The sequence below is a fragment of the Flavobacteriales bacterium genome (assembly GCA_030584065.1).
In the GTDB taxonomy this organism is placed as follows: Bacteria; Bacteroidota; Bacteroidia; order Flavobacteriales_F; family PHOS-HE28; genus PHOS-HE28.
The window spans coordinates 1,995,922-2,008,624 of sequence record CP129489.1 but is presented as its reverse complement, the minus strand read 5'-3'; the positions used below and the strand labels follow the sequence as shown (position 1 = coordinate 2,008,624).

Annotated in this window: 14 protein-coding genes, 1 tRNA gene and 1 riboswitch; of the genes, 8 read left to right on the top strand and 7 right to left on the bottom strand. The window is 68.3% G+C overall.

The genetic code is table 11. The annotated features are described in order from the left end of the window. Nucleotides 1-16: 16 nt before the first annotated feature. Both QY325_08680 and QY325_08675 read right to left on the bottom strand, forming a co-directional pair. On the bottom strand, nt 17-2,146 hold the full coding sequence (locus QY325_08680; GenBank protein WKZ64843.1) for an elongation factor G: 2,130 nt from the start codon (nt 2,144-2,146) through the stop codon (nt 17-19). Nucleotides 2,147-2,349: 203 nt separating this feature from the next. After that, nucleotides 2,350-2,559: a hypothetical protein gene (locus tag QY325_08675; GenBank protein WKZ64842.1), complete on the bottom strand. Its 210-nt coding sequence runs from the start codon at nt 2,557-2,559 to the stop codon at nt 2,350-2,352. A 185-nt stretch (nt 2,560-2,744) separates the two neighbouring features. Between QY325_08675 and QY325_08670 the strand changes: the two genes are divergently transcribed. From QY325_08670 to QY325_08660, 3 genes are all read left to right on the top strand, one after another. Then, nucleotides 2,745-3,404, top strand: coding sequence for a hypothetical protein (locus QY325_08670; protein ID WKZ64841.1), 660 nt, complete (start codon nt 2,745-2,747; stop codon nt 3,402-3,404). Nucleotides 3,405-3,409: 5 nt separating this feature from the next. Beyond that, nucleotides 3,410-3,589: riboswitch (cobalamin riboswitch) on the top strand. Nucleotides 3,590-3,698: 109 nt separating this feature from the next. Then, complete coding sequence (locus QY325_08665) at nt 3,699-4,982, top strand: T9SS type A sorting domain-containing protein (GenBank protein WKZ64840.1); 1,284 nt, start codon at nt 3,699-3,701, stop codon at nt 4,980-4,982. A gap of 64 nt (nt 4,983-5,046) precedes the next feature. Then, nucleotides 5,047-5,118: transfer RNA gene (locus QY325_08660), tRNA-Thr, on the top strand. 42 nt (nt 5,119-5,160) lie between these two features. Here the strand turns inward: QY325_08660 and QY325_08655 are convergent. Both QY325_08655 and QY325_08650 read right to left on the bottom strand, forming a co-directional pair. Beyond that, entirely contained in the window at nt 5,161-5,733 is a 573-nt protein-coding gene (locus QY325_08655) for a DinB family protein (GenBank protein ID WKZ64839.1), read from the bottom strand. Between the two features lie 55 nt (nt 5,734-5,788). Beyond that, nucleotides 5,789-6,352, bottom strand: coding sequence for a Crp/Fnr family transcriptional regulator (locus tag QY325_08650; GenBank protein WKZ64838.1), 564 nt, complete (start codon nt 6,350-6,352; stop codon nt 5,789-5,791). A 55-nt stretch (nt 6,353-6,407) separates the two neighbouring features. On the opposite strand from QY325_08650, the gene QY325_08645 reads away from it, so the two are divergent. Continuing rightward, nucleotides 6,408-7,451, top strand: coding sequence for an adenylate/guanylate cyclase domain-containing protein (locus QY325_08645; protein WKZ64837.1), 1,044 nt, complete (start codon nt 6,408-6,410; stop codon nt 7,449-7,451). Beyond that, a complete protein-coding gene (locus tag QY325_08640) occupies nt 7,448-8,548 on the top strand; it encodes a hypothetical protein (GenBank protein WKZ64836.1) in 1,101 nt (366 codons plus the stop codon). The genes QY325_08645 and QY325_08640 overlap by 4 nt, the downstream gene beginning before the upstream one ends. Here QY325_08640 and QY325_08635 read toward each other — a convergent pair. Both QY325_08635 and QY325_08630 read right to left on the bottom strand, forming a co-directional pair. After that, nucleotides 8,542-9,624: an adenylate/guanylate cyclase domain-containing protein gene (locus tag QY325_08635; protein WKZ64835.1), complete on the bottom strand. Its 1,083-nt coding sequence runs from the start codon at nt 9,622-9,624 to the stop codon at nt 8,542-8,544. The two genes, QY325_08640 and QY325_08635, sit on opposite strands and share 7 nt — an antisense overlap. Before the next feature lie 53 nt (nt 9,625-9,677). Then, complete coding sequence (locus QY325_08630; protein ID WKZ64834.1) at nt 9,678-10,034, bottom strand: hypothetical protein; 357 nt, start codon at nt 10,032-10,034, stop codon at nt 9,678-9,680. A gap of 72 nt (nt 10,035-10,106) precedes the next feature. Here QY325_08630 and QY325_08625 point away from each other — a divergent pair, with 72 nt between their 5' ends. Beyond that, nucleotides 10,107-10,688, top strand: coding sequence for a hypothetical protein (locus tag QY325_08625; protein WKZ64833.1), 582 nt, complete (start codon nt 10,107-10,109; stop codon nt 10,686-10,688). On the opposite strand, the gene folP is transcribed toward QY325_08625, so the two are convergent. Beyond that, the gene (gene folP / locus QY325_08620; GenBank protein ID WKZ64832.1) at nt 10,679-11,536 is read right to left on the bottom strand and encodes a dihydropteroate synthase; all 858 of its coding nucleotides are present in this window, start codon (nt 11,534-11,536) and stop codon (nt 10,679-10,681) included. The genes QY325_08625 and folP overlap by 10 nt on opposite strands. A 47-nt stretch (nt 11,537-11,583) precedes the next feature. On the opposite strand from folP, the gene QY325_08615 reads away from it, so the two are divergent. Together QY325_08615 and QY325_08610 are read left to right on the top strand one after the other, a co-directional pair. Then, nucleotides 11,584-12,129: a DUF1599 domain-containing protein gene (locus QY325_08615; protein ID WKZ64831.1), complete on the top strand. Its 546-nt coding sequence runs from the start codon at nt 11,584-11,586 to the stop codon at nt 12,127-12,129. A 111-nt stretch (nt 12,130-12,240) separates the two neighbouring features. Beyond that, nucleotides 12,241-12,630, top strand: coding sequence for a hypothetical protein (locus QY325_08610; protein WKZ64830.1), 390 nt, complete (start codon nt 12,241-12,243; stop codon nt 12,628-12,630). Nucleotides 12,631-12,703: the final 73 nt, after the last annotated feature.

Below are 12,703 nucleotides of genomic sequence, written 5' to 3'. Positions count from 1 at the left end.
TCGGACTGCATGGCAACTAGGCCAGCACCTCTTCCTCCTTGTGCCCGCTCACCAGCCTGTGCTGCAGCTCGGCCGGCACGGCTTGGTAGGCATGGAACTTCTCGGTGTAGGTGCCGCGCCCCTGCGTGAGGCTCCGCAGCGCGGTGCTGTAGCGGTCCAGCTCGGCCAGCGGGGTCAGCGTCCGGATGATCTGGTAGCGGCCGCTGCTGTCCACGCCCATCACGATGCTGCGGCGGCCCTGCAGGTCGGTCATCACATCGCCCATGAGGTCGGCGGGCACGCGCACCTCCAGCTCCTGGATGGGTTCCATCAGCTGCGGGTCGGCCATGGTGAAGGCCTCGCGGAAGGCCTGCAGCCCGGCGATCTTGAAGCTGATGTCGTTGCTGTCCACGGGGTGCATCTTGCCATCGAAGACCACCACGCGGATGTCGCGCGCGGGCGATCCGGTGAGCGGGCCGCGCTCCATCTTCTCCATGACGCCCTTGAGGATGCTGGGCATGAACTTGTTGTCGATGACGCCGCCCACGATGCAGTTGTAGAAGACCAGCTTGCCGCCGGTGGGCAGCTCGAGCTCCTCCTTGCCGCGCACGCTCACGCCGGTGGGCTCGGGCATGCCCTCGTGCCACGGCTCGATCCGCAGGTGCACCTCGCCGAACTGCCCGCTGCCGCCCGTCTGCTTCTTGTGACGATAGCTCGCCTCGGCGCCCTTGCGGATGGTCTCGCGGTAGGGGATGCGCGGGCTGCTGAAGGCGCAGTCGACCCTGTAGTGGTGGTTGAGCTTCCACTTCAGCAGGCTCAGGTGCAGCTCGCCCTGCGCGCCCACCAGCTGCTGGCCCGTCTCGCGGCTGTACTGGAGCACGATGGTGGGGTCCTCCTTCTGGATCTCGACCAGCGCGGCGTGCAGCTTCTCCTCCAGCTTCAGGTCGGTGGCCCTGATCACCTGCCGCAGGCGCGGCTCGGGGAAGGCGATGGGCTGCAGCTTCACCGCCTTGCCGGGCGCATGCAGCGTGTGGGCCGTGGCGGTGTCCTTCAGCTTGATGGTGCCTCCGATGTCGCCGGCCGCGAGCTTCTCCACCGGCTTGCGCTCCTTGCCGTCGACGATGAAGAGCTGGTTGAGCCGCTCGGTGCTGCCGGTGTTGTCGTTCACCAGCTCCATGCCTTCGGCCACCTCGCCGCTCATCACCTTGAAGAGCGTGATGTGGCCCGCCTTGGGCTCGATCATGGTCTTGAAGGTGAAGAGCACCGGCGGACCGTCAGCGCGGCATTCGAGCGTGCCGCCGTCGGCGCGCTCCTCGGCGGGCATCTCCAGCGCTGCGGGCGCCACATTGTCGATGAAGCCCATGAGGCGTCCGCTGCCCATGTTGCGCAGCGCGCTCAGGCAGAACACGGGGAAGCAGGTCCGTTTCATCATGCCCTGCTTCAGACCCTTGCGCATCTCGTCCTCATCGAGCTCGCCCTTGTCGAAGTAGTGCTCCATCAGGGTCTCGTCGTTCTCGGCCGCTTTCTCCACCAGCTCCTTGTGCAGCGCGTTGGCCTTCTCCAGCTCATGGGCGGGGATGGGCTGCTTCTCGGGCTTGCCGCCGGCGTCCTTGAAGACATACATGGTCATCTTCAGCAGATCGATGATGCGGTGGAAGCCGTCGCCCTGCTCCACGGGATACTGCATCACGGTGACGGCCGGGCCGAAGTGCTCCTTCGCCTGGCCCACGGTGGCCTCGAAATCGGCGTTGGGATGGTCGAGCTGGTTCACGCCGATGATCACCGGACGGTCATAGCGCTGCAAATGCTCCCAAACCAGGTCGGTGCCCACCTCCACGCCATGATGGGCGTTGAGCAGCAGCACGCAGGTATCGGCCACGCGAAGGGCGGGGATGGTCTCGCCCACCAGGTCGTCGAGGCCCGGGGTATCGATGATGTTGATCTTGTAGCCCTGCCACTCGGTGTGGAGCACGGTGCTGTAGACGCTGCTGCCGCGCTCATGCTCCAGTTCGTGGTAGTCGCTCACGGTGTTCCTGTCCTCGACTCGGCCGCGGCGTTGGATCAGACCCGCTTCGAAGAGCATGGTTTCGGCCAGCGTGGTCTTGCCGCATCCGTGGGATCCCAGGAGGACGATGTTCTTGATGTGCTTGGCATCGAAGACTCTCATGGCACAAAGGGTTTGGGGTGGATGTTGGGGTCACATGCCACCGTGGAGGTCCCTCCGGGCCATGGGTCACGGTCCGGAACGGACGCGCGGAGGACGGCTGAAGGTAGCAACCCTGTTGCGCCGAAAACAAGCATCCGTCAGTGCCGGGCCGCAAAAGCAGAAGGCCCGCCGGTGGCGGGCCCGATGCGGAAGAGCAAAAGCGCTCAGTTGAGCGATTCCATGGCCCTGCTGCCCTGCAGGCGCTTGAAGCGGGCCAGCACCTCGTCGTAGTTGGCGGGGAGGTTGAGTTCCTTCATGGGGTCGAAGGCGAACTTGCCATCAGCCTGATAGCCGGGCTTCTGCACGGCCTGCTCGTTGGAGGCCTCGGTCGGTTTTTCCTCACCCGAAGGCTGGGCATTCGCAGGGGTCTTCATCACGGTTCCGCTGGTTCGCCTCTTTATAACACAGCCGGAGCCGCATCGTTCATCAGAAGCATGGCGAAGGTAGGCGGTGCGGCCGTCCGTGTAAAGGGGCGCGCGCGGCAGGTGCGTGCCAGGGTTGGGATCCCGAAGCGTCCGGGGCCGGTCGCTTACCTTTCGATCCGTCCAACCTCTTGCCCATGCACCGCATCCTGCTGCCGCTGCTCCTGCTCGCCTCCGCCGCCGCCCATGCGCAATACAACGCCAAGAGTACCTTCCACGCCGGGATCGGCGGCGCGATCGGCGCGCACGGCATCGCGTACGACCAGACCTTCAAGGTGAGCCTCTTCGGCGCCACCATCTCGCAGTCGCGCAGCACCACTGATGCGGCCGCCACCACCACCCTGCCGATCGAACTGGGCATGGGGCTCGGCAGGGCGTTCAGCATCGGGCTCTTCCTGGAGCCCGGCGCCTATGTCGACTCCAGCGGCTCGGCGGCCACCAATGCCCTGCTGCTCGTGGGCCTGCAGCCGCGCTTCTACCTGGTGAACAAGGACCGCTTCGCGTGGATGGCCTCCCTGCAGCTCGGGGCATCGGCGCTGCGGATTCAGCGCGAGGAGGGCGCGGTGAAGGAGGATGCGCGCTATTCCGGCGCGGCGGTGGGCTTGGGCACCGGCGTGGGGCTGAAGTTCACCGATGCCTTCGGGCTCGAGTTCCATGTGCGCTACATGGGCACGGTGATGGACCTGAAGGCCCGCGAGGTGAACGATCGGAGCACGATGGATTTCTATGAGGCCACCTTGCGCTCGGGCGGTGTGTTGGCCCAGCTGGGCCTGGCCTTCCATTTCGGTGGGAGCTAGCACCTACATTCGGCCCGCGCAATGGTTCCCGCCTGCGGGCGGGATGAAAAGGGAATCCCGTGCGAACCGGGAGCTGTTCCCGCAGCTGTGAACCGCTGACGCCCGTCGCAATCGCCACTCGCAAGGGGAAGGCGCGATGGGTAGGGCGGTGAGCCAGAAGACCTGCCAGTGCGCCTTCGTCATACGGCCACGGGACCATGGCCGCGTCGCTTGCGGTACAGGCGAACGGCCGTTCCCGGGGTTTCACCATCGAGAACGCCGCGCGGTGAACGCGGCAGCCCAAACCTTTCATCCATGTACCGTTCCATCCTCTCGTGCGCGGCGCTCGCATCAGCGCTTCTGCTGCAGGCCCAGCAGCAGGTCAGGCAGGTCTTCGTGCTCAGCGAAGGCTATTACGACTATTTCGGCGGCGGGGGCCAGCTGATTCCCGTGACGTTGGGGAGCTACGACCCCGCTGCGGGCACCTACCAGACCGTGGCCACGCTCAACGGTCCCCGCTTCGGCAGCGATGTGCTGGTGGATGCGGGCAGCGTCTACGTGGCGGCCGACGACCGCGTGGTGCGCTTCGATGCGGACTCCTACGCCCAGACCGGAGAGGCCCTGGTGCCCGGCGTGCGCAAGCTGGCCGTATGGAACGACCTGCTGCTGCTCACGCGGGGTGAGCTGGGCGGGCTTCCGCACTACTTCGAGGCCCGCGACAAGGCGACCCTCGCGCTGCTGTGGACCATCGCGCCGGCCGACGGCCTCACCATGAGTGCCGAGGATGTGCTGGTGGTGGGCGACAAGGCCTACCTGGCGGTGAACAACGCCTTCGATTGGAGCAGCCTCGCCGGCAAGGTCGGCGTGGTCGACCTGGTTGCGCAGTCCTATGCGCAGGAGATCGACCTGGGGCCCGAGGGGCTCAACCCGGAGAAGCTCTTCGTGCGCGACGGTGCGGTGCTCACCTTCAACAACACCGACTTCTCGCGCAGCTCCATCAGCCGCGTGGAGGCCGATGCCGCCGCGCTGGAGTACACGGTGACCGTGGCGGAGAACTCCGGCTGCGCCGCCTCGGCGCTGGTGGAGGCTGCGGAGATGGTCTACTTCCTGGAGTACGCCCAGGGCGAGCTGGTGCGGTTCGATATCGGCGCCGGATCGGTGAGCGATACCCTTGCGGGCAGCCCCACGGTCTACGGCCTCATCGAGGACCCCGTGAACGGCGTGCTCTACGCCACCACCACCGATTTCGTGAGCAGCGGCGAGCTGCACGTGCTGTCGCTCGACGGGCAGGTGCAATCCACCGTGCCTGCGGCCATCGCTGCCGGCAGCATGGCCCTCGACCTGCGGCTTTCCACCGCGCTGCCCGAGCGCGCCGGTGCCGCGCTTGCCGTGTACCCCAACCCCGCCGAGCATGAGGTGTTCCTGCAGCTGGCGGCCCCGTCGGGCGCGCTGCGCGTGTTCGATTCCACGGGCCGTCAAGTGGCCGTGGACCAAGGGCCCGCAGGCCCGGTGCGCCGGCTGGAGGTGGCCGCGCTGAAGCCCGGGCTCTACACGGTGCAGGCGGAGGGCGTCGGCACGGTGCGCTTCACCAAGCGCTGATCGCTCCGGTCCGTTACATTTGCCGCCCCGTCGCCCGGTCCCCGGGCCGGCCGGCGGGGCAAAGGCCTCCTTAGCTCAGCGGTAGAGCAGCTCATTCGTAATGAGCAGGTCGTCAGTTCAAATCTGACAGGAGGCTCCGGGAAGGGACCGCCGCCGGCGGTCCCTTCCGCATTTCCGCTCAGGCGGCAAGCAGGCGCGCGATCTGCAGGAAGTGCCGCTCCTGGTGGGCGATGGGGAACCGGAAGGCATCGCCCGCCTTGAAGCGGATCACGGGCCCCAGGCTGCTGGTGACACGCAGCGCCTCGAGGTCCTTGCCGGGCGCCTGTTCCAGGAGGCGCAGGAAGCCTTCGCAGAGGGCGATGAACCGCGTGATGCTCTCGCTGGTGGCGCCGTGCTGCCGTGCGGGATCGAAGAGCTTGAGCGTGCGCATGCGCCAGGCGATGCGGCCGCCGGGCCTGGGGCGCATGGCCTGCGTGGCGAACTCCCCGATCCGGCCGGGGCGGAAGGTGGCTCCGCGGCCTGTGGCGGGGCCGGGCCGGGCGAAGGCGCGCTCCAGTCCGCGCTGGTAGATGCCGCTGCTGAGGTTCATGTGCTCGAAGACCTCCAGGGCGTTCCATCCGCCGCTCGGCGGACGGCGCAGGAGGGTGTCGGCGGGGAGCCTGGCGATGCTGCGGGCGCGCTCGATCTGCTGGTGCAGCGCGGCGGAGAGCTCGCTCACGAGGCGGTCTACGGGGATGGGTTCACGGGCCATGCCGCGAAGCAAGCACGGGAAGCGCCCGAGGGGGCTTGATGCAGGTCAAGAACGGTCAGCGGCGGCGGCGCAGGCGGCTGAAGGTCTCCGGCGTCATGCGCAGGTAGCTGGCGATGTCCTTCTGCGGCACCAGCTGCAGCAGGTGGGGGCTGCGCGCCACCAGCCGGTCGTAGCGTTCCTCGGCGCTGAGGCTCATCTGCTCGATCTCGCGCGCGGCGCGCGCCACCAGCAGCTCCTCGGCGATCAGGCGGCCCCAGCGCTCCATCACCGGCAGGTCGCGGTAGAGCGCCTGCAGATCAGCGTGGGCGATGCCCAGCAGCACGCTGTCGGTGAGCGCCGTCACATCGAACCGCGCCGGGCGCTGGGTGATGAAGGAGGCGTACTCGCCGCACCAGCTGCCATCGTAGGCGAATCCCACGCAGATGTCCTGGCCATCGTGGGGGAACGACAGCCGTTGCACGCCCGACTGCACCACGTAGAAGCGGCGCTCCACCTGCCCCACGGCACAGATGGCGGCGCCGCGGCTGAAGGCGTGCTCGGCCCACAGCGGGGCGATGCGCTCCCATTCGGCGTCGGTGAGCGCCACATAGCGGGCGATGGCGCGGCGCACGAGGTCCATGGCGTAAAGATGCGCGCCGGAAGCCGCCTCCGGCCCCCGTACTTTCGCGCGCTTGATGAACGCCATTACCCGCTACAAGCTCCGCAAACTGGCGAAGTACGCGCTGGTGGCGGCCATCGTGGCGCTGGTGCTCACCCTCTTCAGCGGCGAGGGCATGAGCGCGGCCATCTTCGGATCGTGGATGCTGCTCGGCCTGTGGACCGGCGTGCTGGAGGAGTACTTCTTCGGCCGGCGCTTCAGGGCCCTGGCCGTGCCCCTGCAGTTCCTGGGAAAGGTGCTGCTGGTGAACCTCTTCACCATCCTGCTCATCGGCATCGCCTGGCTGTGGGGCTCCGAGCGGTTCACCATGATCGCCAGCGACACGCCCTACCGCATGCACGAGATCTTCGGCATGGCGCAGTTCTACCAGCTGGTGCTGCGCGTGGTGGTGGTGAGCTCCATCGCCATCCTGGTGGTGCAGGTGGAGGAGTGGATGGGCCGCCGCACCTTCCTCGGCTTCCTGCTCGGCCGCTACGAGCGGCCCAAGCGCGAGGAGCGCGTGGTGCTGAGCCTCGACCTGGTGGGCAGCACGGAGATCGCCGAGCGGCTGGGCGACATGCGCTACTACCGCTTCCTCAACCAGGTGTACTCGCTGATGACGGACGCCGTGCTGCGGAACGAGGCGGACATCCACAAGTACGTGGGCGATGAGGTGATCTTCACCTGGCCCATGCGCGTGGGCATCCGCCGCTTCAACTGCCTCGACCTCTACTTCGACATCACCGCGCGGATCGCGGAGCACGAGAACGACCTCAAGCGCGAGTTCGGCCTGGTGCCGCGGTTCCGCGCCGGCCTGCACGGGGGGCGGGTGCTCAGCGCGCAGGTGGGGCACATCAAGCGCACGGTTGACCTCAGCGGCGACGTGATGAACAGCGTTTCGCGCATGCTGGGGCTCGCCAAGGCGATGAAGACCGACATCCTGGTGAGCGCCGAGCTGCTCGAGCGCATGCCCGATGCCGGCCGGCGCTTCGAGATCGGCCCCCAGCACCTGGTGCCCGTGAAGGGCAAGCGCCGCGAGGTGCGCGTGCACGTGGTGCGCCGCCATACCCTGGAGCCATGATGCGGCCGATCGCCCTGTTGCTCGCTTCCTGCGCTGTGCGCCTGGCCATGCAGGCGCAGGTGCCCGTGCCCTTCGTCACGGACGAGGACCGCTTCATGGTCTTCGCCGAAGGGCGGTTCGAGAAGCTGGAGCCGCGTCCGCCGCAATGGATGCATGCCATGGAGGGCCAATTGGTGTACCGCGACCACCAGGGCCAGCTGAAGGCCTTCCTGCCCGATGGATGGCGACTGCACCTGCTGGACAAGGGGGGCGGCGAGCCGCGGGGCACCCGCCGCCGCATCGCCTGGCTCGCGGGCGATACGCTCAAGGGCATCCGCGAGGGCCGTGCCCATGTCCTGGCCTCGCAGGTGGCCGATTTCGGCGTCAGCGACAGCCTGGTGGCCGTGCACGATACGGCGCTCCACGAGCTGCAGGCGATCTGGCGCGGCCGGGTGCACCCGGTGGCCCAGGTGGAACGGGGCAGCGACCGGCCGCAGTGGCTGCTCGGCACCAATGCCCTGGTGCTCTTCAACAAGGAGGCGCGGCGGCTCTCGCTCTTCCAGGGCGGGCGCCTGCGGGTGCTGAGCGACAGCACCGACGTGGGCATCGCCGTGGCGGGAGGGGGCATCGTGGGCTGGTGGGACGGGCATCGCCGTGTGTTCATGGCCGCGTTCGGAGGGGCCGAGCATGCGCTCTCCGACCTGCGGCCGGCCAGTGCGCAGGCGGGGCAGGGCCTCATCGCCTTCGTCGACGGCAACGGGCGCCTGAAGTGCTTCGAGCGGGGCGTGGTGCACCGGGTGCTTGATGGAGTGCCATCGGCCTATTGGGTGAAGGACAGCCTGCTGCTCTACCTGGACCGCGGACGGCTCATGCTCTTCAAGGACGGCGCCAGCACGCTGGTGGAGCCCTACGTGCCCGAGGACTGGCAGGTGGAGGGCGGGCTGCTCGCCTACCTCGACATCAACCGCGAGCTGCGCGGTATCGCGGGCGGGGAGCGCTTCCGGTTCGGCTCTGAGGCGGCCATCGCCGCCTTCCGGCTCTACGGCGATGCGGTGGTGTATCGCAGCCCCCTGGGCCATACGGTGGTGGCCACGCGACGGCGCACCTACACCTATTGAGCGGCCGGCTTGGCCCGTGCGGCAGGCGGAGCGGCCCCGGGCTCGATGGTCCACAGGCTGATGGCCGCGCGCCTGCCCCTGAGCGCGATGCTGCCGATCTCGCGCACCGGCAGGCGGCCCTTGGGGAGCAGCAGGTCGAGCAGCTCCTTGCTGATGAGGTTGTCCACGCCGTGCTCGTTGCACGTGTTCTGGATGCGGGCGGCGGTGTTCACCACATCGCCGCTGTAGATGCGCTCCTTCTTCACCAGGCCCACCTCGCCGGTGGTCACCTCGCCATAGTGGAATCCCGCCTTGAAGGCCGGCACGATGCCGTAGCGCGCCCGGTAATAGTCGGCCCTGCGCTGCAGCTTGGCCCGGATGTCGAGGAAGCAGCGGATGCACCGCTGGCGCGCCAGCCCGCGGCGCAGCGGCCAGCTCACGCTGATCTCGTCGCCCACGTACTGGTAGATCTCCCCGCGCGAGTACACGATGGGGTCGGTGATGTCCGTGAAGAGCTCGTTGATGAGCTGGAAGTAGCGCACATGCCCGAGCTCCTCGGCAATGGCGGTGCTCGACCGCATGTCGAGGAACATGAAGATCCGCAGCTCCTGGCGGGGCTGATGGTAGCGGCCCGCCAGGTGGCCCGCACCGCCGTTGCCGTACTGGTCGTTGAGCCGCACCATGAGCATGGTGGCGCCCATGAGCGCCAGCCAGTAGAGGTACTTGCCAAGCCAGATGAGGCTTAGCAAGCGCTCGGTCGCGCTCCCGCCCATCGGATCCGCCTGCGCCGGGAGCCACGCGCCCAGGGCGAAGACCACGGCGGCCACCAGCGCGGCCATGATGGCCAGCGCCGGCAGGTAGGCGAGGTGCCGCAGCCGGTCGCGCAGCAGGAAGATGTAGGCGCCGCCGCCGAGCAGCCCGGCCGTGAGGGCCTGCAGGAGGTGGTCCTCCACGCGGCGGCCCAGGTCGTCGCCCAGGCCGGCAGCGCTCAGCGCATCGTGCTCGAAGAGCGCACTGAGCGCGCCCATGGCCATCCATGCCGCCGTGATGCGCAGCGTTCTGTTCGCCCGCAGGCGGAGGCGCGCCAGGGAATCCATAGGGGTGGCGATCGGAAGGCCGGCGAAGGTAGCGGGGCCCGGACGGCGGCCCGTTAACCGGGTGTTACCAGCGGCGCCCTGCGTGCCCGGGGCCGCAGCACCAGGTAGTACCAGCCCACCAGAACCAGGCCCGCCACGAAGAAGGGCACCGCCCATGCGCGGCGGGTGTCGTCGAACCAGAACTCCCCGATCATCCACACGCCGTTGGCGGTGATCCAGCACACCACGGCCACGCTGTGCAGCAGCTCGCCGAGGTCGGTGCGGCTGCGCCAGGCGATCCAGGCCGCCATGCAGAAGGTGGGGACGAACATGGCCAGGCCCAAGGGCTTCCAGAGCATCACCCAGCAGAGGTCCTTCAGCAGCCACAGCACGATGTGGAAGTTCTCGGCCGCGCGGATGGAGCGGAGCATGGCGTTCGTTTGGCGCAAAGATGGATCCGTCGAAGATTCCGCACCTTCGCACGCGAACCCGGTACTTTGGGGATGATGACGGAGCGAACGATGGTGAAGCGGGCCTGCCTGGCGATCCTCATCCTGCTGGGAGCGGGCGAGGCGCGCGCCTTCCATATCCGCCTGCATGGCCTGGTCACCGAGCACTTCAGCGGTGACGGGCTCCGCGATGTGCAGGTGCGCCTGGTGAAGGACAGCGTGGAGCGGCAGACCATCCGCACCAACGGCCGCGGCGAGTACGAGCTCTACCTGGAGCGCGGCTACGATTACCAGGTGTGGTACTACCGCGAGGACCTGGTGCCGAAGTACATCCGCATCGATGCCACAGGGGTGCCGCTCTTCCCCGACGTGCCCTTCTATGAGATGGATGTGCAGATGACCATGTTCGCGCTCATCACCGGCTTCGACTTCAGCGCTTTCGACGAGCCGGTGGCGATGGCCTCCTACAAGCACACCGTGCGCAACCTGAACTGGGACATCGACTACACCGAGCGCCGGCAGGCCGCCATCGCGCGGGTGATGGTGCTCTATGAGCGGGCCGTGGCCGACCTGCGCCGGCGGCAGTCCGCGGCCGTGCGCGAGAAGCAGCGGAAGCGCCGGCGCGCCTACTTCTGATCCTCCAGCGCGCCCACGAGCCGCACGCACTGCACCGCCTCGCGCACGTCGTGCGCCCGGAGGAGCGCGGCGCCCTTGAGCAGCGCGATGGCATGGAGCGCCGTGGTGCCGTTGAGGGCCTCCGCGGGGCCGATGCCGAGCACCTCGTTGATCATCCGCTTGCGCGAGAGGCCCACCAGCACGGGCGCGCCAAGCGCGCAGAGCGAGGGAAGGCCCCGCAGCAGGGCGTAGTTGTGCGCAGTGGTCTTGCCGAAGCCGAAGCCGGGGTCGAGGATCACATCGGCGATGCGCGCCTGGTGCGCCGCCTGCAGCCGGCGGCTCAGGTGCAGCGTCACCTCGGCCACCGGGTCGGCATAGGCGGGCGCCAGCTGCATGGTGCGCGGCGTGCCCTGCATGTGCATGGCGATGTAGGGCACGCCGAGGGCGCCCACCGTGCCGAGCATGTCCGCGTCGAGGGTGCCGGCGGAGATGTCGTTCACCAGGCCGGCACCGGCCGCCACCGCCTGCTGCGCCACGCGCGCGCGCCAGGTGTCCACGCTGATCAGGGCCTCCGGGAAGCGCCGGTGGATCGCTTCCACCACGGGCAGCACCCGCCGCAGCTCCTCCTCCTGGGGCGGCTCCACGGCGCCCGGCCGCGAACTGGCCCCGCCGACATCGAGGAGGGCGGCGCCTTCCTCCAGCATGCGCTCCGCCCGGTGCAGCGCGGCATCAACGTCCACGCGGCTGGCGGCGTGGAAGGAGTCGGGCGTGGCATTGAGGATGCCCATCACAGCGGGCAGCGGCAGCTCCACCAGCCGGTCCTTCACCCGCCAGAGGGCCGATCGCCGTGGACTACTTTCGCCCGCCATCAGGGGCCGAAGATCGTCAGCGCAGGCGCTCCTGCTGGGTGAGGAACATGGAACGCACATTGCAGCAGTACGACGCCGTCATCGATGAGTGCCACGACCTCTTCCTGAAGAAGGCGAAGGACTACGGCACGGCCTGGCGGATCCTGCGCGTGCCGTCGCTCACCGACCAGATCCTCATCAAGGCGCAGCGCATCCGCACCCTGCAGCAGGTGGGGGAGAGCAAGGTGGGCGAGGGCATCCGGCCCGAATTGATCGGCATCATCAATTACGCGGCGATGGCACTGGTGCAGCTGGAGCTGGGCGTGGTGGATGCGCCTGACCTGGGCCCGGACGAGGCCGCCGCCCGCGTGCTGGCCCAGCAGCGGCATGCCCGCGCGCTGATGACCCGCAAGAACCACGACTACGGCGAGGCCTGGCGCAGCATGCGGGTGAGCTCCCTGGTGGACCTCATCCTGATGAAGCTGCTGCGCATCAAGAGCATCGAGGACAACCAGGGCGCCACGCTGGTGAGCGAGGGCATCGATGCCAACTTCCTCGACATCGTGAACTACGCGGTCTTCGCGATGATCCAGCTGGAGGAGGGCAGGGGCTAGGCGCTGTTGGGATCGCAAGGATGCGCGCCGGCTCAGGGCCCCATCCTGGCCCGATTCCTGCTGGAAGGCCGGGCGACACCCTTACCTTTGACCCACACCAAACCAGCACACATGCGCATCCTGCTGAGCATCCTGGCCCTGACGGCCATCGTGGCCACGGCCTCCGCCCAAAGCGAGACCACCGACAAGAGGAAGGCCCGCAAGGCCAAGAAGACCGAGGCCGTTGCCGCTGCGCCTGCCGATCAGCCCAAGGCTGCCTGCTGCTCCGCGAAGGCCGGAGCCGACAAGGCCAGCTGCCATGCGAAGGGCGAGATGAAGTCCGATGCGGGCACCGCTCCCGCTGGCGCCGCCGCCGAGGCGAGCCCCGCCGAGGGTGCCCCGAAGGCTGCCTGCTGCGCCGGGAAGGCCAAGACCGCCTGCCACGATAAGGCGGAAGCGCACGGCCATCAGCATGAGCACGGCAAGGCCGAGGAGGCCCCTGCCGCAGCACCGAACAAGTAAGCGGCCGCGGCCGCACCACGGAAAGGCCCGGGCCCTGCGCCCGGGCCTTTCGCGTTCAGGCCCTCGGTGACTC